The sequence below is a fragment of the Anaerolineales bacterium genome, from assembly GCA_016928575.1.
GTDB lineage: Bacteria > Chloroflexota > Anaerolineae > Anaerolineales > RBG-16-64-43 > JAFGKK01.
Genome location: JAFGKK010000053.1, coordinates 19,246 through 39,092, shown reverse-complemented (window position 1 = coordinate 39,092; position 19,847 = coordinate 19,246). Strand labels below are relative to the sequence as shown.

The 19,847-nt window shown below is 64.1% G+C and carries 13 protein-coding genes; 8 read left to right on the top strand and 5 right to left on the bottom strand.

Annotated features, from left to right (window positions below):
• Positions 1-271: 271 nt before the first annotated feature.
• Together JW929_06670 and JW929_06665 are read right to left on the bottom strand one after the other, a co-directional pair.
• Positions 272-1,009 carry a PIG-L family deacetylase gene (locus tag JW929_06670; protein MBN1439077.1) on the bottom strand — a complete coding sequence of 246 codons (738 nt, stop codon included), beginning with the start codon at positions 1,007-1,009 and terminating at the stop codon, positions 272-274.
• Positions 1,010-1,369: 360 nt separating this feature from the next.
• The gene (locus tag JW929_06665; protein ID MBN1439076.1) at positions 1,370-2,224 is read right to left on the bottom strand and encodes a hypothetical protein; all 855 of its coding nucleotides are present in this window, start codon (positions 2,222-2,224) and stop codon (positions 1,370-1,372) included.
• Positions 2,225-2,460: 236 nt separating this feature from the next.
• Here JW929_06665 and JW929_06660 point away from each other — a divergent pair, with 236 nt between their 5' ends.
• On the top strand, positions 2,461-3,684 hold the full coding sequence (locus tag JW929_06660) for a hypothetical protein (protein MBN1439075.1): 1,224 nt from the start codon (positions 2,461-2,463) through the stop codon (positions 3,682-3,684).
• Positions 3,684-5,114 carry an MBOAT family protein gene (locus tag JW929_06655; protein ID MBN1439074.1) on the top strand — a complete coding sequence of 477 codons (1,431 nt, stop codon included), beginning with the start codon at positions 3,684-3,686 and terminating at the stop codon, positions 5,112-5,114. The genes JW929_06660 and JW929_06655 overlap by 1 nt, the downstream gene beginning before the upstream one ends.
• Before the next feature lie 375 nt (positions 5,115-5,489).
• Here the strand turns inward: JW929_06655 and JW929_06650 are convergent, their stop codons facing one another.
• Together JW929_06650 and JW929_06645 are read right to left on the bottom strand one after the other, a co-directional pair.
• The gene (locus JW929_06650) at positions 5,490-7,568 is read right to left on the bottom strand and encodes an elongation factor G (protein MBN1439073.1); all 2,079 of its coding nucleotides are present in this window, start codon (positions 7,566-7,568) and stop codon (positions 5,490-5,492) included.
• A 962-nt stretch (positions 7,569-8,530) separates the two neighbouring features.
• Complete coding sequence (locus JW929_06645; protein MBN1439072.1) at positions 8,531-10,570, bottom strand: hypothetical protein; 2,040 nt, start codon at positions 10,568-10,570, stop codon at positions 8,531-8,533.
• A 437-nt stretch (positions 10,571-11,007) separates the two neighbouring features.
• On the opposite strand from JW929_06645, the gene JW929_06640 reads away from it, so the two are divergent.
• On the top strand, positions 11,008-11,916 hold the full coding sequence (locus JW929_06640) for a hypothetical protein (GenBank protein MBN1439071.1): 909 nt from the start codon (positions 11,008-11,010) through the stop codon (positions 11,914-11,916).
• A 168-nt stretch (positions 11,917-12,084) separates the two neighbouring features.
• On the opposite strand, the gene JW929_06635 is transcribed toward JW929_06640, so the two are convergent.
• On the bottom strand, positions 12,085-13,674 hold the full coding sequence (locus JW929_06635) for a DUF4173 domain-containing protein (protein MBN1439070.1): 1,590 nt from the start codon (positions 13,672-13,674) through the stop codon (positions 12,085-12,087).
• A gap of 231 nt (positions 13,675-13,905) precedes the next feature.
• On the opposite strand from JW929_06635, the gene JW929_06630 reads away from it, so the two are divergent.
• The 5 genes from JW929_06630 (at position 13,906) to JW929_06610 (ending at position 19,837) form a co-directional block, all read left to right on the top strand.
• Positions 13,906-14,625 (top strand): 1-acyl-sn-glycerol-3-phosphate acyltransferase, encoded by a 720-nt coding sequence (locus JW929_06630; protein ID MBN1439069.1) that lies wholly within the window; start codon positions 13,906-13,908, stop codon positions 14,623-14,625.
• Complete coding sequence (locus JW929_06625; GenBank protein MBN1439068.1) at positions 14,618-15,799, top strand: SDR family NAD(P)-dependent oxidoreductase; 1,182 nt, start codon at positions 14,618-14,620, stop codon at positions 15,797-15,799. The genes JW929_06630 and JW929_06625 overlap by 8 nt, the downstream gene beginning before the upstream one ends.
• A 66-nt stretch (positions 15,800-15,865) precedes the next feature.
• The gene (locus JW929_06620) at positions 15,866-16,726 is read left to right on the top strand and encodes a DUF4386 family protein (protein ID MBN1439067.1); all 861 of its coding nucleotides are present in this window, start codon (positions 15,866-15,868) and stop codon (positions 16,724-16,726) included.
• A 146-nt stretch (positions 16,727-16,872) separates the two neighbouring features.
• Positions 16,873-18,633 (top strand): PD40 domain-containing protein, encoded by a 1,761-nt coding sequence (locus JW929_06615; protein ID MBN1439066.1) that lies wholly within the window; start codon positions 16,873-16,875, stop codon positions 18,631-18,633.
• Positions 18,634-18,799: 166 nt separating this feature from the next.
• Complete coding sequence (locus JW929_06610; GenBank protein MBN1439065.1) at positions 18,800-19,837, top strand: hypothetical protein; 1,038 nt, start codon at positions 18,800-18,802, stop codon at positions 19,835-19,837.
• Positions 19,838-19,847 lie beyond the last annotated feature (10 nt).

The following is a 19,847-nucleotide window of genomic DNA, read 5'->3' as shown; positions in this document are numbered from 1 at the left end:
GGGGGTGATGATCACAAATAACGAAGGGTTGATGATCAGTGAGCCTGTCCCGGGCCGGCCCCGCGAAGCGGGGTGTACTTGGCGGGCTTTCAGAAGCTGTGCATTCCAGTACCTCATGGACCCCCGATAAACCCACTCGGGGGTGACGAGCATTTATCACATCGGGGGGTGACGAGCATTTTTTAAATCGGGTGTGACGATCACATATAACGTTGGGGGTGACGAACCATCCGCATACCGATGCGGTCCTCGGGACCGCCTCGGGCTGCTTTCAATCCAACACCATCACCCGGAAGGCTTCGGCGTATTTCAATCCGCGAGCCTTGCCCTCCTCTTCCGCCCACTCGCGCAGCATCTTGTCCAGGTCTTTCCCCTCCCCCACCTGGCTGCGGTGGCGGCGCAGCGCGCGGATCTTGATTTCGATCGTTTCGGAGATGTCGATCCACACGTCCGGTTTTTCCGAGCCGTGCATATACAGCCGTTTGACCGAGTGCGGTTCGTACCCTTCCGCCAGCAGCTCCGGAAAGATCAGCCGGGTGCCGGCGGTGGGGAATACCGCGTCGCAGGCGGCGTCGGCCGCGGCGCGGTGGTCCGGATGATTCATGTACGAGTTGCCGTAGAAGCGCGCGGTCGGGTCGCCGCACATCACCGCCTCGGGCTTGTACTTGCGGATCAGGCGGGCAAGGTCCTTTCGCAACGCCAGGGTGTGCTGCAGCTCGCCGTCCGGGCAGCGCAGGAAAACCGTCTCCTTTACGCCGATCTCCCTTCCCGCGGCGAGCTGTTCCTCCTCGCGCAGCCTGGCCAGAGCCGGCTTGTCGGCTTCCCCCTTGTCCGGATCGTTGCAGCCCGAATCTCCGCTGGTGATGCACACGGCGGTGATTTCGCATCCGGCCCGCGCCCACTTGGCCAGAGTCCCGGCGACGGTGAACTCTTGGTCGTCCGGGTGGGCGTGGATCGTCAGCAGGGATTTCGGCGCCGGCGGCTCTTTTTCCGTGTCGACTTTGCCCAGCGCGCGCTCGGGGATCGAAGAATCGGTCAGGACAGGATCATTCTCGAACAAGGCTATTCCTCAGTCATCGGCAATTATATCCGGAAGTCTGCGGGAATAGGGCTGGAACGGAAAAACACGACATAATTTCTTGGAACCGATCAGCTATCCTCCCAAACCCTATCTTAATCCGCTCTCCCCCTGCGCCTTATGGGGAAGGGGGAGAGGGGCGCAGATGCGCTGCGTTATTCCGCCTCTTCGGCAGGAAAGCGGGGATTGGGACAGCAAAGGGTAAATCTCTGCGATTTTTTGGCGAGAGGATGGATTAAAGCCAGCAAATCCTTTCCCTCCCGCATGAATGTCCGAACCAGCGCATCAAGGTTACGGCGCGGTCATATTAAAATTCCCCGACATATGCGTGCCTGCCTGGTTGTCTTGAGTATAGAGGTGCAGCGTCACTTCAACGTTGTGTCCGCTGAAGGTGGAGGGCAAGACACCTACGGCATAACCGGTTTCCCCCGGACCGATGGAGGGGACACTATTGAGGGGCGAACATCCGCTGTAATCGACAAAATTATTTAATCCGGTGGACGTTTCGTCCGGAATAACCGTATCCTTCACCTTTACAATACACGACTCCCAGGCAATATTTCCTGTGTTTGTAACCTGGAGCCGGACGATGGAATGCGGCGGGCAAGCCGTCAGTCCGAGATATTGGAAGGTGAAATCCGGCTTCGGGCTCCAAGTTGGCGTCGGCGGGCTTTGGATGATCGGCAGTGCGTCCCCGTTCCCCGTCACCGTCGCCCACTCGTGCCACAGCCAGCAGGTTTTGGCCGTGTCCGCTGGCAGTTTGATTACCCAGTAGGTTTTCGGCGCATTGCGCCCGACCGCCTCGGCCGTCTCCCCCACCTTCATCACCCCCACCAAGTCGAAGAACTTGTCGGGCCCCTCGCGGCAGTTGGTGTTGCGGCTCACTTGGATCGTCACCTTCTCCAGCGTGGGGGTGAGCGTGATGCTCGGGGTGAGTGTCGGGGTCGGCGGCAGGGTGGCGCTTGCGGTCGGCGTCGGCATCTGGATGGTGCCGCCGGGCTGAGCCTCCTCGGATTGCTTCAGCGCGGTGGCGGCCAGCGCCTCGATCGTCGAATCCCCCAAGGTCGCCCGGGTTAATTGCAGGTTGCATCCGGCGGCGGCCAGGCACGCCGCCGTCAGGAGAAAGCGGCCGGTTATTCGGTTCATCATCCCTCCTCCATCCGAAACGCACGGATAATTACATCGTACGCCCAAAACCCGGCGGAAACAATCAGGCTGGAGATTCTATGGAGGATCTCGATAACGAGGTGCTAAAAATAGGCTATGGCTTTCAAAGGCCTTTTTCAGCACCCTGCTAAACGCGAACCGCAAAAGAGAACGCTTATCGGCCGCCGGCGACGACGGCTCCTTCCGGCCGGGAATATCATGTACAATCCAGCGGTATGGATCTTCCCCGCGGGGGCTCCCGACCCTCCTGCCCGTATTTCCTCGCCGCGGCCGCCGCTTCCTTCCTCCGTCTGCTCCTGGGCATCGCCGGCGGCCTGATCCTTCTGGAAATCCTCCTGCGCTTCAATCCCCCCCTGCTGGCCGGATTGCGCGGATTGGGCGCCCCCGCCCCCGTGGACTCACCGCTTTCGGTGTTTGAGTACGACGTCTACACCTCGGACGCCGACCAGATCTTCTGGCGGCCGGATCTGATTCGGCCCATCCCGCCCGGCGAAGACCGTTTGGAAGCGCACATCCGCCTGGAGACGGATGAGTTCGGATTCCGGAATACGCCGCCACTTCCGGCCGAAGCGGACCTGGTCGTCCTCGGACGTTCCTTCTCGCTCGGCGCGCAAAGCCAGGCTCCCTGGCCGGAACAATTTGCCGATCTCAGCGGCTGGAGAGTCGTCAACCTATCCCAGCCCGGCAGCAGTCCGGAGGTCAAACGGGATTTCCTGACCCGCTTCGGCCTGCCGCGCCGGCCGAAGTGGGTGGTTGTGGAGGTCGAACCCCCGCTCGACGCCATGCGCTTCCGGCCCTCCGATCCTTGGATGATCCAATTGCTGCCCATTCCGATCGCCCAGGAATATCTCAGGCGGTTCTTCGGGATCGAACGGTTTTTAACCGCGGATCCCATCTATCCGCTGGAGGTCGACCTGCCCGGACGGACGTATCCGCTGGTATGCTGCGTGCATTACCTGGACGCCCTCACCCTGACCGTGGAAGAATGGCAAGCCAGCCGCGGTTGGAAGGAGTTTACGGCCGCCGTGAGCGATTTGGCGCGGGAAGCGGCCGAGGGATCCTCGTGTACGGCCATCCTTTACGCACCGACGAAACCCGAGATATATTTTCCCCTCGCTCTGGACCCTTCCCAGCTGACGCCCGCCCTGCGGGATCTGGTTCCCCTGCGATTGGATGCAAACCATGAAGTGGTGGTCGATGCCGGCCGGATTCCCGACATCCTGCGGATGCGCGCCAATGCGCTGGCCGCGCGGGATGCGTTGGCTGCCTACGCCGCCGAGCATAACCTGGTCTTTGTGGATCCGACCGGATTGATGGTGGCGGCGGTCCTGCGGGGAGAGGATCCGTTCATGGCCTACGATTCCCACTGGAACGCAACCGGACATGCGCTCGTGGCCCAGGCGGTGTGGGAAGCGCTGGCCGGCGCGGAGTGCGGGTAGTGCTGCTCCACACGCCGCAATTCCTCCTCCTCTTTGCCGGCATATGCGGGCTGTACTGGCTGTTGCCCCGTCCGGCCTGGCGGAAAAGCCTCCTGCTTCTGGCAAGTTACGCCCTGTATGCCGCCTTCGACGTGCGATTCGCGCTGGTGCTGGCGGGAATCTCCGCCGCAGCCTTTTTCATCGGGCGCGCCCTTCCCGAACATCCCCATCCCCGGCGCCTGGTCCTGCTGAGCATTCTTATAAACCTGGGCGCCTTGGTCTATTTCAAATACACGGGATTCTTTCTGGAAAACCTGGAAAGCCTCCTCCGCGCAGCGGGAATCCCGCCTCCCTCGTCCCTTAGGATTTTTCTTCCCGTCGGAATTTCCTTCTACACCTTCCAGGCGATCGCCTACATCGTCGAGATTTCCCGCCGCAAGCTGACGCCGGCGAAGGATGCCGCCGACTTCGGTTTGTACCTGGCGTTTTTTCCGAAGCTGATCGCGGGGCCCTTCGTCCGGCCCGCCGATTTCCTCAAGCAGATGGCCGATCCGCCGGGATCGCTTTCGTCTTCCGCGTTCCTCTCCGCCTTCCGGCTGCTTCTGACGGGTTTGTTTAAAAAGGTTGTCATCGCCGACAGCCTCGCGGCGCTGGCAGACACCGCCTTCTGCGCCGCCGCATCGCCCGAGGCCGCCGGGTTCCCCGCCCCTCTTTTTATCGGCGGGTTTTACCTTTATGCGGCGCAGATCTACTCGGATTTTTCAGGCTACACGGACCTCGCCCGCGGGTTCGCCGGTTTTTTGGGGATTTCCCTTCCGGAGAATTTTCGCAACCCCTATTTCGCCGTATCCCCCGCCGATTTCTGGAACCGTTGGCACATCACCCTCACCCAATGGTTCCGCGAGTATCTCTTCTTTCCCCTCAGCCGCCATGGGATGGCCGCAACCGGCCGCCGTTTTCCGCGGATGATCCAAACCGGGGCCACGCTGATCACTATGACCCTGGTCGGATTGTGGCACGGCGCGGCATGGACATTCATCCTTTGGGGGGTGTGGCATGGATTGCTGATCGTCATCGACCGGCTGCTGGGGTTCGTTCCGCGCCGAGGATGGGAGAAAATCTTGGCCGCCTTGGTTACGTTTCACTTGGTCGGCATCGGCTGGATACTCTTCCGCGCCGAATCGGTGACGGAGAGCGTCCGCTATCTGAGCGGGATGATCTCCTTCCAACAGCCTCACTGGGCGGTCCATTTTCTGCTTCCGGCGTTCACGGCCCTGTTGCTCCTCCTCGCCCTGGATGCGGCCGGAAGATGGTCGCAGCGCTTTCCGCGCCTGGCCGCCGCGTTGCGTCCGGCGGCGCTCGCCGCCGCCGCCGTGGCCGTAGCCGGGATTTGGATCCTGCAAGGCGTTTCGTCCGGCGCCCCCCTGCCGTTCATTTACGGCTCCTTCTGAAATCCTTGGCACGCAATAATTATCTTAAAAATCACAGGTACAACTCAGCTCCCCGTCTCCGCCCCATCCTCACCCCCAACCTCCACACCCTCCCCTCGCGTTCCCTCGCTTTGCTCGGGACAGGCGCTTGGGACAAGCGCTCGGGGCGGCCCGCCCCGGCTCCGGCGTACGGGCCGGAGGTGCCAGGGAATAGGAGTGGGGATGGAAAAGTGCAGGATTTCTTTTCAATAGTAAACAAGGTGAGCAGACACTTTCTTTTAAAAAAACGGCGACGGAACCGAGGGTCCATCGCCGGGCGTGTCTTTTTTTATTTCCGGCGGTCACCGTTTGGTTACGCGAGCCGCTTCGGTCCGCAATCCGCAGTTCCTTCGGCGCTCATTCCTCGGATTCGGCCTTGCCGCTGACCGCCTTCTGGTGGGCGGCGATGATCGGCTCGGCCACGTTGCGCGGGACCACCTCGTAGTGGTCGAAGGTCATGCTGAACATTCCGCGTCCGCCGGTGATCGAGCGCAGGTCGGTGGTGTAGCGCTGGATCTCGGCCAGCGGGATGGTGGCGTTGACGATGCTCTTGCCGCCCTCGGTATCGATGCCCTGGACCCGCGCGCGGCGCGTGTTCAGGTCGCCCATTACGTCGCCCATGTTGGCTTCCGGGACGGTCACCTTGATGTTCATGATCGGCTCGAGCAGCACCGGACTGGCGCCGTTCACCGCCAGCTTGAAGGCCTCGCGGCCGGCGATCTCGAACGCCACCGGTTTGGAATCCACCGGGTGCTCCTTGCCGTCGAACACCGCCACTTTGATCTTTTCCATCGGGTAGCCGGCCACCGCGCCGCGCTGCATCACCGCGCGGATCCCCTTTTCGATCGCCGACATGTAGGAGGAGGAGATGGCGCCGCCGAAGACCTCGTTCTCGAATTCGAAATCGTTCTCGGGCAGCGGTTCGACCCGCAAATGCACCTCGCCGAACTGGCCGGATCCGCCGGTTTGCTTCTTGTGGCGGTACATCGCGCTGTTCTGCTTGGTGATCGTCTCACGGTAGGGGACCTTCGGCAATTCGATGTTCAGCCCCACCTGGAATTTGGTCTCCGCCCGCCGGATCGCCACATCGATGTGCTGGTCGCCCATGCCCTGGAGGATCGTCTGCAGGGTGCTGGCCTCGTTGTGCCAGGTGAGGGTCATGTCTTCCTCGCATAGGCGGGTGAGCGTGGGGGTGATCTTGGCCGCGTCGGCCTGGGTCTTCGGAGTCACCGCCACGGAATACAGCGCGGTCGGGTAGGCCGGGACGGAAAAGGTCAGCGGATGCCCCTTGTCGCACAGCGTGTCGCCGGTGGTGGTCACGGACAGCTTGGGGACGACTCCGATGTCGCCGGCGTGCACGTGCTTCACCGGAAGGGTTTCCTTCCCGCGCGGGAGGGAGATCGTCCCCAGCCGCTCCTCGACCGATTTCTTCGAATTCCACACGCGCGTATCGGAGACCATCGTCCCCGAATACACGCGGAAGAAGGTCTGTTTGCCCACAAACGGATCGGCGGTCGTCTTCCACACGTAGACCGCCAGCGGGCCGGCGTCGGAACACTCCAACTCCTCCCTACCGTCCTTTCCCTCCGCTTCTGTCTTGGGCGTCTCGGCCGGCGAGGGGATGAGTTTCGTCGCGCAATACAGCAGCGGTTCGATGCCGACCTCGGCCGATCCGGCGCAGGCGAAAACCGGCATGCAGGTGCAGTTCCAGACCGCCTGGCGCAGGCCGCGGATCATCTCCTCCTGGGTCAACTCCGTGCCGCCCAGGTATTTTTCGAGCAGTTCGTCCTCGCCCTCGGCCGCCGCTTCCATCAGGACCACGCGGGCTTCCTCGGCCGCCGCTTTCAACTCGGCGGGGATCTCGGCGGCTTCCTTGCCGGCGCCCATCCGCGCCTTCATCGCCAGCAGGTCGACCACCCCTTGGAAATGCTGCCCCTGGCCGATCGGCAGTTGGACCGGAATCAGCTTGGCGCCGGGGAGGCTCTTCGCGCTCGCCAACGCCTGCTCGAAGTTCGCGTTCTCGCGGTCCATTTTGGCGATCACCACGAAACGCGGCAATTTAAACTCCGTGCAGTACTGCCAGGTCAACTCGGTCCCCACTTCCACGCCGGCGACCGAATCGATCAGCACCATCGCCCCGCTCGCCACCCGCAGGGCTGAAATCACCTCGCCGACGAAATCCGGGAATCCGGGGGTGTCAAGCAGGTTGATTTTGCAATCCTGGAACTCCAGGGGGATGGCCGAGGTGGAGAGGGAAATTCTGCGGCGGATTTCCTCCTCGTCGAAATCCGAAACCGTCGTGCCGTCTTCGATCTTCCCCAGCCGGGTGGCCGCTCCGGTGAAGTGCAGGAACGCCTCGACCAAGGTGGTCTTACCCGCGCTGCCGTGCCCGATCAGCGCCACATTGCGGATGGCTTCGGTTGCGTATTCCTTCATGTGCTCTTGTCGACCTCCAGGGACGGGGAGCGGGGCGCTTCCCGCGGGGGATATGATTTTCTATATAAAAGAAGAATGCCGAAACCGACGGCGGACGGTATTGTAAATGACCGGGAAGCGGTTGTCAAAGAGCGTGCAGAAACGGGGGCGGCTGAGGACCGGATCGGGGTGATGACCAGTGAGCCTGTCCCGAGCCGAAGGCGAGGGATCAGGCCGGCGCGGTCTTAGCCGGCATCCAGAGGTTTGAATGCTCGTCATGCCGGCGCGTTCTTGGCCGGCATCCAGGGGTTTGAATGCTCGTCATGCCGGCGCGGTCTTAGCCGGCATCCAGGGGTTTGAATGCTCGTCATGCCGGCGCGTTCTTGGCCGGCATCCAGGGGTTTGAATGCTCGTCATGCCGGCGCGTTCTTGGCCGGCATCCAGAGGCCGGGGTTTTCGTCATGCCGACGCGTTCTTAGCCGGCATCCACGGGTTTGAATGCTCATCATGCCGGCGCGTTCTTGGCCGGCATCCACGGGTTTGAATGCTCGTCATGCCGGCACGTTCTTGGCCGGCATCCAGGGGTTTGAATGCTCGTCATGCCGGCACGTTCTTGGCCGGCATCCAGGGGTTTGAATGCTCATCATGCCGGCGCGTTCTTGGCCGGCATCCACGGGTTTGAATGCTCGTCATGCCGGCGCGGTCTTGGCCGGCATCCAGAGGCCGGGGTTTTCGTCATGCCGACGCGTTCTTAGCCGGCATCCACGGGTTTGAATGCTCATCAGGCCGGCGCGTTTCCAGCCGGCATCCAACGGCTCTATCCGCCATGACCGTAATGAAAGCACCCTGGACCCCCGACAAAACCGCTCGGGGGTGACGAGCACAAATCACTTCGGGGTGATGACCAGTGAGCCTGTCCCGAGCCGAAGGCGAGGGATCAGGCCGGCGCGTTTCCAGCCGGCATCCAGGGGTTTGATTGTTCGTCATCCCGGCTTTGTTGATGTCGGAATCGCATACAGCGTGTACGCTTCGCCGAAGCGTTCCACCTCCGCCAGACGCGCTAACAATGCGTCCAACTCCGCCCAATCCGAGGCGGCGTACTCGCTCCGCGAGGCGCGTTCGAACTCTGCCCCGGAATGGAAAACCAGGATGTGGGTCCACCCCTCCCGGCGCCATTCACCGAGCACCGCGTCCGCCGACCCGGCGGTCCGCATCGCCAGGTACCAGCGGTCGATGGTCGAATCCTCGCGGCAGTTCTCCCCGCAATAGAGGCCGCGCGGCTCCCACAGCATCAGCACGCGCGAACCTTCCGGCATCTGGAGGATGTATTCCATCGCCCGCGCGTGCCAGCCCAGGTTTCGCTCCAGGAACTCCTGCCGGGTCCGGGCGCCGACGAGGTACTCGGGGATCCCCGCGGCGATCCAGTTTTGGGCGAATCCGAGGAGCTGAACCGTCGCAACCAGCCAGACCATCGCGGCGGCGACGGCGCCAAGCCGGATGAACCTCCAGCGGAGGCCCCACAACCGCTCAAACCCGTAGGCCGCCAGAAGGCCGACCGCCGGAAACAAAGCCAGGTACAGCCGCGGTTGGGTCAGCGCAAGCGAGAAGGCCCCCCCGATACCGCAGGCCGCCCAGTAGAGGATCGCGGCGATCCAAAACACTCTGCGCAGAAAATCGCCCGCCGCGGGCTCCGCATCGCGCCGCCGGAGCGCCCCGGGCAGAAGCGCTATTAGCAGCGGACCGATCGTCGCGCCGAATGGAGTCACCCCGTAGCTCCCGACCGTCGATTGCAGCAGGGGCATGACCGCGGCCAGGAGCCAGGTGTTTTCCAACGGGCGGCCGGCGAAAAAGGCGGTTTTCAGCGCCGCCTCCGGGCCTCCGTCAAGAAACGGCGGGAGCGGGTTTCCATAGAACGCCAACCCCCTGAGGATCCAGGGCGAGAACGCGGCCAGCGCGCCGCACAGGATCAGCGCTGACTCCTTGAAAAACCTCCTCCATCCGGCGCGCGGAAGAACGGCCAGGAACAGCACGGGAAGCACGATCCCGGCGGTGTATTTCACGCCGAGCGCCAGTCCGCCAAAAACGCCCGCCAGGAAAGGCATCTTCGCACCGTCGTTCCTGTGCGAAAGCGCGCACAGTGCGGCGAATCCGAACAGGGCGGTCGCCCAATCCACGTAGCCCCATCCCATCGATTTCGCCAGCGTATCGCCCGAAAGCAGCAGCGCGGCGGGAAGCAGAGCATGCCGCAATCCCCAGCGGCGCGCGGTGCCGGTCATTCCGAGGAGGGTCAAGAGTCCGATTCCCCATCCCAGCACCGCCGCCGTTTCCATCCTTCCGGTCAGCGCGGCCGCGAGGGTGAAGAGCATTTCCGCCAGGTGCGGGATTTCGAGGAAGAGGGAATCGCCCGGGAGGGAAAGTGAACGCGCGGCCAGAATCTGCTGCGGGATGCGCAGGTGGTAGACGAGCGCGTCCCAGGCCGTCGGCGGCGCCAGCGCAATCCCCAACGCCAGGAGCGCGGACACGGCGGCGAATCCGGCCGTAACCGCCGAGAAGCCGCCTCCGGAGAGCGCCGGCCGGGGAATTTTCCGCAAACGGGGGGCGATTTCCCTCAGCAGGGGAATGGAGACCGCCGGCGTCAGGAGGGCGCAGGCGAGGATTACGGAGATTCCAGTCATCATCCCCGCCCAGGCGGCGGCCAGTCCGAGCAACCCCAGAGCCCCGCAGCCGAGCGCGCCGGCCAGGGCGGATTTTTCCAGGACGGAGGCCGGTCCGTTGCGGAAAAACCGCCATCCGATTCCGACGCCGATCCACAGAATCCAACCCGCGCCGAGCAGATCGACGATCGCGTCCCGGATGCGCTCCCACGCCGCCGGGGGTAACGGCTTGTGGAAGATGTTGAAGACCATGATCGGGAACATCAGCCACAACAGCCCCGCCAAAAAGATCCAGCGGCCGCGGTTCGTGTCCGTCCGTCCGCCGGGGGGACCGCCGTTCGGGGAGGATAATTCTGAAAGGTCGGCCATTCCGAGTTCCTTTCCTTTCGGATGGAGGCATTCCAACCGGGACCCGTTCATTATATTGCAGGAGGTCCGCGGCGCGCCGCTTGGAACGCCCCGCTGGGCGGGGCGGATCCTGGCTTCCCGGCAAGACCGCCCCGCTTCGCGTGCAATCCGGCCCGCGTTTTCGATCCGGATTGTCTCCGGGGCGGGCCCGGGTGCGGCGAAGAGCGGCTGGCGGGGATGATCCCTCGCCTTCGGCTTGGGACAAGCTGACAGGCCGCCACCCCCGCTCGCGAGCGGTCTGCTCGGGCATCCGGGGTCTTTTGGCTTGCGGACCCGGCGGAGCAAGCCGCTGAAGGCCCGCGCGATCAGGACGCGGGTTCCGCTTTCATGATACGATAAGCAGCACCCTCGCCGAACGAACGTTCCGTCACGGCGTTCCCGCTTAAGGAGGATATCCCATGTGGGATTCCCTGCGCAGAGGATTCGGCTTTCTAAAACAGTCGGCCGCCATGGCGGCCAAGGATCCCGACCTGCTTAAACCTTCAATCTACGCCTTGCTCGTCGGCGGCCTCGCCACCGTCCTCCTGGCCGTCCCCGCCCTCGTCCTCACCTTTCTGGCCGGCGACACCGACCTCGGCCGGATCCTCCTGGCGGCGTTGGCTTTCCTTACCTTCTTCGTCCAATTCACCATCTCCTACATTTTCTCCGGCATGACCGTCCGCTTGGTGTACGACTACCTCACCAACGGGGACGGCCGGATGGATCAGGCCTGGGCGACGGTGCGGCGCGATTTGTTCGACATCATGACCCTGGCGGCGGTGTCCGCCGCGGTTAAACTTCTTGAAACGCTGGCCAACCAACGCAAACAGAAGCAGAGGAGCCTCCTCAGCGCCCTCGCCGCCGGACTCGCCTCCCTGCTCAACCGGATCTGGACCGTCGCCACCTACTTTATCCTGCCGGCGATGATCATCGAGGATTTGAACCTCGGCCGGGGCGTCAAGCGGGCGACCCAGATCATCAAAGACAACCTCCTGCTCGTGGCGGTGACGGAGATCGGGGTGGGCGCCGTCGTCGGATTGATCGGATTCCTGCTGGTGATCCTGGCGCTGGCGCTCGGCGCGGGATTGATCGTCCTGATCGGCGCGCTGTCCAACTGGGCGGTCGAAGGCGTCCTGATCGGCGCCGCCGCCGGAATCCTCGTCGCCTTCGCGATCATCATCGCCGTCATCGTGTTCTCCTCCTACATCACCACCGCCTACCACACCTGCCTCTTTCTCTGGGCGCGCGAGGTGGAACAAGCCCGGACGCAAGGAATTCCCGACGTCCGGGTCGCCGCCCCCGCGCCGATTGCGGCGGTGATGGCGTAAGGATCCCGATCCCCGCAGCTCCCTCCGCAAACCAAATCCCCCCATCCTGCGGAGCCGGACGGGGGGAAAGAGCGGGAAAGCCCTTGGCGGGCGCTTGACCGAAGACCATCAGACCGAGCCTGTCTGAGAGACCGGCTCGGTCCGATCAACCGTCTCGGCCGTCTTTCCTCAATCCATCCACATCTCCTGACCCGCACAGCGCCGGGATTCCCCCCCGACCTGCACGTACCAAACGCCCCGTTCGGTATGGGTCGGATAGGCCTCGGCCACCCCGCTGGCCCGCAGCAGCCGCAGGCCTTCCGCGACCGGCCACAGGTAAGACCGCCAATCCTCGGCGGACTCCTCCTCCATTGCCGCCAGCCGGCAGGAAAGGCCCGCGCCGATCTGATCTTTTTCCGGCACCGCGCTGGTCCGGTACAGCGCCAGGAGCTCCGGCACGGCGTCCGCAGAAAGGCTTTCGAAGTACTCCGTATCCAGCTGCTCCTCCGCCCGCGCGCTCGCCCCTTCTACTTCGAACCGGACGGCGCGCAAGCCGTTCCAGCGGACGATCGCGGCGTCCACATTCAGGACGGCGAGCGAGAGCGTGAAGCCGAAGGCCGCCGCCAGCGCGGCGGCGCTGAAGCAGCGGGTGCGCCCGGCCAATTCCAAACCGGCCGCCGCCACCAGGAGGATCCCCAGCCACAGGATGAACACATTTGTGTACAGCCGTAGGGCGGTGAAGCCGTAGGCTTCCTCGTACAGCTGCAGCCGCCGGAAAGAGGAAACCAGCATCACCACGACCAGCGCCGCCAGGATCAATCCGAGCCCGGAAAAGGCCTTGCGCTGGAACGCGTTCTCGCGCCGGGTGAGCGAACCGAGTCCGAGGAACAGGACCAGGCTGAAGAACGCCACCGCCACCAATTCGCCGAACCCGCGGCGCGCGTATTCCGAATAGGTGAATCCCTCGGCGGTGATGTTCTCCGCTCCGCCGAAGAAATAGCGGAACTGGATGGCAACGAACACCGCAAACAGCAGGCTGACGCTGAGCAGCACCACGACCGACTCGATGAACCCGACGAACGGCCGGACGTGCGGATTTTCCGGGGCGGCAAGCCGCTCCTCGCGGCTGGACAGGACCGCGTGCAGGATGATCCCCGTCAGGAGGTACATGCCGATCAGAACGTACGTCGCCCGGAACAGGTATTCCGGCAGACGGTCGATATCGAAGACGGAGTTCAGCGCGCGCTCGAACACCGGATCGGCGGCCGAAAGCAGGGCGGCGAACACCAGCACCACCGGCAGCGCGAGGACCAATCCGCGCGCGACGGAAGGCATCCAGCGGCGCCAGGCGTTCGGCCGCGGGAGGGCTCCTTCGGCTGGCTTCTCGGGCGGAAGGAGTGCGGGATGCAGGGCGGCGGAGGCGCCCAGCCGGAACGCCGCGCCGATGTGGTCGATCCATCCGTAAAACGGCCAGCGCCCGCCGCGGTAGGTTTCGGCCAGGATCATCATCAACCCGAGCGCCGCCGCGGCGCCGCAGAAGACCGTGAACGGCTCGGTGCGCAGGAACGTGACCGCGGCCGCCGCCAGGATGCATGGAACGAGGATCAGGCTGCGGAGGTGCGGCCGGATTCCGGAAACGGCCGCCGAAACCGCCCCCGCCGCCAGGCAGACGACGATGAACAGGAAAAACGAGATCCCCGGGCGATGGCCCCAAAAAAGAAAATCGAACGAAAACGCTGCCGCCAGGGCGATCCACCAGATCCAATTGCGTTTGACCATTGCACCTCCCCAAGGGATATTTTCCGCAAATATAGCAGAGACCGTCCGTTCCGTTCCAGCACCCGGGTGCGGGGGAGAACGCCCTCGGATGCCGTGGATCCCCTGAAAACGCCTGTTTTCCGCGCAAATCCCGAATACATACCCGGGATGCGCCTTCCGGACCATGACACTGCACCCAAAACCGGGCGAGGATGAACGCTGAAGTACTCCAATCGTCGAAAAGGAGACTCCATGCATTCTTTATTCTTCCGGTTGGGATTGCCGGCCGTCGACCTGTATGAAAACTTGATGTTCGACATCGACATTCGCCGGCATCAGCCCCTGCCCGGCGGGCCGAAAATCCTCGTCTCGAACCATCCCAGCACCACCGATCCGTTCCTGATCCTCGAAATCACCCCCGAGCCGGTCCGATTGCTGATCGAGGAGCGCCTATTTCAGGTGCCGGTATTCGGATCCTACCTGCGCCTGGCCGGGCACATTCCGGTGGTGCCGGGGAACGGCCGGGCGGCTTACCGAGCGGCCTTGCGCACCCTGCGCGACAACAAATCGGTGGCGCTGTATCCGGAAGGGGCCATCAGCCCGATCGACGGCGGCCTGCACAAGCCGCGCACCGGCGCGGCGCGGCTGGCGCTCGAATCGGGCGCGCCGGTGGTGCCGATCGGCGTGGCGCTGGACCGCAAACGGATCCGCCTGCTGGAATCCAATGTCAAAGGCAAGCCAGCCGTGGGAACATGGTATTTCCGCGGGCCCTACGCCCTGACCGTCGGCGCGCCGCTCCGCTTCCGCGGAAGCGTGGAGGACCGTGAGCTGGTCGAATCGACCGCCGACCGGATCATGTGCGCGATCGCCGGGCTGGAACGGGAAAGCCGGGCGCGGATTTTCTCCGAGATCCGCCCGCTCCGGGCCAATGCCGGGATCCGGGCCGTGCTGGGCGACCTCATCTATGACTGACCGCGCCGATCCCGCCCCGCCGACGATCGTGGCGGAAATCCGGATCGCCGCCTGGCTGGATTACGCTCCGGCGGCCAAATGGTTCCCCGGAATGTCCCTAAGGTACGAGTCGGACGGGGCGACGGTTCTGCGCGGGCCGCTGCCCGACCAAGCCGCCCTGTTTGGAATCCTTCACCGCCTGCGGGATCTCGCCGTTCCGCTGCGGTCGGTCGACATCCTTCCGGCGGGGGGTGCAGAACCGCACGGCGCGGGGGCCGCCGCCCGGCCGGACGCATCCGGAGAAACCACTATGAAGAGCACATCCACCCCTTCCGATCCCCATCCCGCCGGCGAATCTGTCCTGATCACCGGCTGTTCCTCGGGCATCGGCCTGGCGACGGCGATCCATCTCGCCGCCCGCGGTTTCCACGTGTTGGCGGCGGTCCGCAAGGAGACCGACGCCGAACGCCTGCGCTCATTCCGCTTGGCGGGCCTGGAGCCCCTCTGCCCGCTCGACCTGAGCGATCCGGATCAGATCGCCTCCGCCGCGGCCGCCGTGCGGGAGAGCCTGGCGCGCAAAGGACGCGACAGGCTGTACGCGATTGTCAACAACGCCGGCGGCGGATTCATCGCGCCGGTGGAACTGTTGGACCTCGCCCGCTTCCGGACCGAACTGGAGGCGCGGTTGGTGGGACCGGTCGCCCTCCTGCAGCACCTCCTGCCGCTGGTGCGGCGCGCCCGCGGCGGACGGATCCTCTGGATCGCCACCCCCGGGCTGATCGCCGTTCCCTACGTGTCCAGCATCCACGCCGGCGAATTCGCGATGACCTGCATCGCCCAGAGCCTGCACTTGGAACTCTCGCCCTGGGGAATTGCCAACATCCTCATCGCCTGCGGCGGCATCCGCACCGCGGCCCCGGCCCGCACCCGGGCCGAGCTCGAACGCGACCTGCGGGTTTGGCCGCGGGAAAAATCGGATTTGTACGTTCAATCGCTGGAAAAACTCCAAAAGCAGTTCGAACGGTTCGACCGCCGGCGGACCGAGCCGGAACGGGTCGCCCGCACCGTCTACGCCGCGCTGCAGGCCGAAAAACCGAAGCGGAAATACCTCGCCGATTCCCAGGCGGGAATGATGAACCTCCTCGGGATCCTTCCGCAATCGATCGTCGACGCGGTTTTCATGAAGCGGATTTAACTCCGCCGAGAAGAAAAAGGAGCAGCCATGAAAACCCCGTAAGCAGTACCGGCCGTCCGGTCGCTGTTGGGCGGCATCTCCGCCGTCGCCATCGGCCTGCTCAACGTCGTCATCATCCTCTACTTCTTCAATTCGCCGGAAGCCGGACGCGACGACGCGTATTCCTTCTTCCGGAACTTCGCCGACAATGCTTTCCTCTCCTCCCTGCCGTGGATCGTGTTTGCCGTCACCGCCGTCCTTTCCAACAACATCCTTCCGGCGGTGCAGGATATGGTGAGGGGCGTTCATCCGGATTTGGCGCGGTTCGCCACCTTGCTCGGATTGGCCGGCTATACGGTGCAGGGCGTCTGGGCGGTCACGCTCATCCGGGCCGCGCCCGTCCTCTCGGCCGCCTTTCAAACCGGCGACGCAACCACCCGCGCAGTAATCCTCGCCGTCGGACTTCCGCAGATCGATCCGGACGGTTGGTTTTCCTTCGGCGGCCCCGGCACTTGGCTGATCCTCGTCAACCTTCTGGCCCTGCTCGGACGGCGGCTTCCCGCATGGCACGCCGCGTTCGGGGTCCTGGCCGGGATCTGCGCCTGGGCGACCGTGATCGCCTCGGCTACGGGTTTCGAGCCGCAGAACCTGTTCGCCTCGGCCGGGGGAGCCGCGGTGTACCCGCTGTGGTTCGTCCTGTTTGGGATCCGGCTGATCCGCGGAGGACCGGACGGTCCGGAGCGGAATACGCGCCGGCGTGAAAGCGATCTCCGGTGGATGACTTCCCCGGTGACGGGCATACTCCAAACCGCCGTGCCCGGGCGTTTTCCTCGGGCACTCTGTCCCGGAACTACCGGATCCCGGCTTGAAACGCGCCGGGATGACGACCGAAAGGCTGCCAGGCGTCACCCAAAAACGGATTCCTCACAAGGATGGGCGGCGCCGTGAAATCAGAAAAAAAGCATCTCCTCAGCCTTCGCCTCAGCCCATCCTCCCGTTCCCATCCTACGCTCCGCGCGGGATAATGTCAGGAGGAATTCTCCCGGCCCATCTCATAAGCGAGATGGATTCAAACAAAGGACCGGAAGCCCGATTTGGCGCTCGACCGGCCGCGGGCGGCCGAATCCGCCTTCCACCCTTGGGATATAATCAGGGCGGGTACGATCCGCCTGAGAATCATGGACGATTACCGGGAGCACCCTCAACTGCAAAAAGCCATCTCCCTCGCCCAATCCGGAAGGGTGGCGGACGCGCATGCTCTCCTGCACAAAATCACCAGCGAGGATCCGACCCAGGAGATGGCCTGGCTGTGGCTGGTGCAAACCGAACCCGACCACCAGGAACGGATCAAGATCCTGGAAGAATGCCTGCGCCACAATCCGACCAGCGAATACGCCCGCAAGGGGCTGGCCGGATTCCGGACCGGGCCGCTGACCGGCAAACGCCCTCCCGGTAAACCGCCCACCTATGTCCGCCCGAAAAAGGGGACCGGCCCCCTGCGTCGGTCCGGTTGCCGCTGGAAGAGCCTGATCCTGCTCGGCGCGCTGGCCGCGACCATTCTGTTGATCATCGCCGGGATTCTCTTCTATCCGGGCTGGAGAGGAATCCTCCCGAACCTCGGGTTAACCGATCTCTCGCTGTCGTTCCTGATGCCCTCCACCCCCACCCCGACTCCCACCGCGCCAACCCCGACGGCCGCCTTTACCGCCTCGCTGTCGTTTACGCCTTCGCTTTCTCCGACCCAAACTCCGTCGGCGACACCCTCGTCGACATTCACCCCGAGCGTAACGCGGACCCCGACCCTGTTCGCGGGAGAACCGGCTCCGGAGGAGCCGGCGTTGTTGTTCCTGGCGGCGGGCGCTTGCCAAGTTTTGCGCCTTCCGGTTTCCGGGGGGGAACCGCAGGCGCTCACCGCGCAGATCCCGGAGGACTGCGTTCACCCGGTGATATCGCCCGACGGCCTCAAGGTGGCGTTTGTCGGCCTGCCGGACGGCAATACGATCCGGACGATCAACGTGGACGGCTCATGGAAAAGGACGATTACCAAGCTTCCGGTCGGCACGGGGGCGGGACGGGCGATCTGGTCGCTGGCGTGGTCGCCCGACGGCCAATCGATCGCCTTCGTCGCCTCCGCCTTCTCCAAGGATGCGCAGGGCGCAACCCAGGTGTCTGACAACCGGGGATTTTTATACGCCGTCTCGCTGAGCAGCGGATACGCCAAACAGCTGAAGGCCCTGGGCGTGCCCTGGGAACTGGCCGCTTCCCCTTCCTTCTCCCCCGACGGCAAATGGGTTTTCGCCTACGACATGGGCAATCCTCTGGATTCAAACGCTTACCCCTACGCCTTCCGCGCCTCCGATTCGCGCACCGTTTCGGTCACCTTCGATCCGAACAATTACGGCCACTACGATTGGTCGCCCGACAGCCTGTACCTGGCCGGGCTGCTGCCCCAGAAGCCCGCCGAAAGCGCGCTGCCGCCCGAGGCGCCGGCCGATCAGACGTACCTGATCATCGCCGGACTGGACGAGAGCAAATATTACATTCCGCTGGCGGACAAGGGCTACAGCCCGGAATTCGGCGCGCGGTGGTTCCCCGACGGCAACGGCTTCCTGCTCTACAATACGCGCACCAAGCACTTGGTGGCCATTTCGGGCGAGGGCGCCCTGCGTAATCCGATCGTCCCGTTGGAACAGGCGCCGGCCTTCGTCTCCTGGTCGCCGGACAACCAATGGATCGCCGTCATCGCGGATACCGCTTCGGGAGAAAGCCGGACGCTGATGATCGTCCGCCCCGACGGCTCCGACCTCCGGATCCTGTCGCGCAACGTGGGGCCCGCGCAGGCGGTCTGGCTGTAGGGGGCCATCGTCCTTGGACTCAGCCGAAATCCCCCCGCTCCCATCCAGGCCGATGGAACCGCAAAGGAGGCCGAGCCCCCAGGCCTGCCCCGCACATAAAACAGAAAAGATCCGCGGATGGGCGCCGGCCTTAGGCGCGCTCCTCCTCGGCGCCCTGGCCTGCTCCATGCTCGAACCTCCCGCTCCGCCTTCGCCCTCGGTATTCGATTCCGGACGCACGGCCTACGGCTTCTTCCCCACTTCTGCGAAAGCCGACATCTTCAGCGCGGTGGGCATCTACCGCTCCATCGCCCGGCACGGCGACGCCGTCCTGATCCAGCAGAACGTGGCCTGGGACGATTTCCGGGACGGCCTAGACGCGGATTCGGATCGGATCGAGGAGATCCGGGGGCAGGTGGACCTGGCCTGGCGGAACGGCCTGGAGGCGGTCTTCGTCGTCGACCCGCTCAACGGCCTGGACCGCCGGCAGTTCTTCGGGCTTCCGCCCGACCTGGCCGGCGCCGACTTCAGCCATCCGGTCGTCCGCGCGGCGTACCAGAATTTCGCCCTGCGCCTGGCGCGCGATTACCGTCCGCGCTACCTCGGCTTGGCGTCGGAAATAAACTCCTACGCCGACGCGTTTCCGGAGGATTTCCCAAATTTCCTCAGCCTGTACCGCGAGACGTACCGCAAGGTAAAAACCGAATCACCCGAGACGCAGGTGTTCGTCACGTTCCAATGGGAGGACATCAACAACGTGAACCGCTTCGCCGATCAGGGCGAAGCAAAGATCGATTGGGAAACGATTGAAGCCTTCGAACCCGACCTGGACCTGTGGGTGATCTCCTCCTATCCGTTTGTGGCCTTCGACAGCGCGGCCCAGATTCCGGAGGATTACTACGCTCCGCTGCTGGCCCGGACAAAGAAACCCCTCGCCGTCGGCGAGGGCGGTTTCGGATCCGTCGACATGGACCCCTTCCGCGGAACGCCCGAGGACCAGGTGCTGTACCTGAACGCCATCCACGACCAGATCGGGGCGCGCTTGGTCTTTTGGATCTACCTGATCCTGGACGACCTGGACATGGATTCGTACCGCAAATATTTCGAGGGCGCGGGGATGGGGGAGCAGGCGGAGACCCTGCGCTTCTTTTCGATCGTCGGACTGCGGAAGCGGGACGGAACGCCGAAGCCCGCCCTGGCCGTTTGGGACGGATTCCGCGCGTGACGCGCAGGAA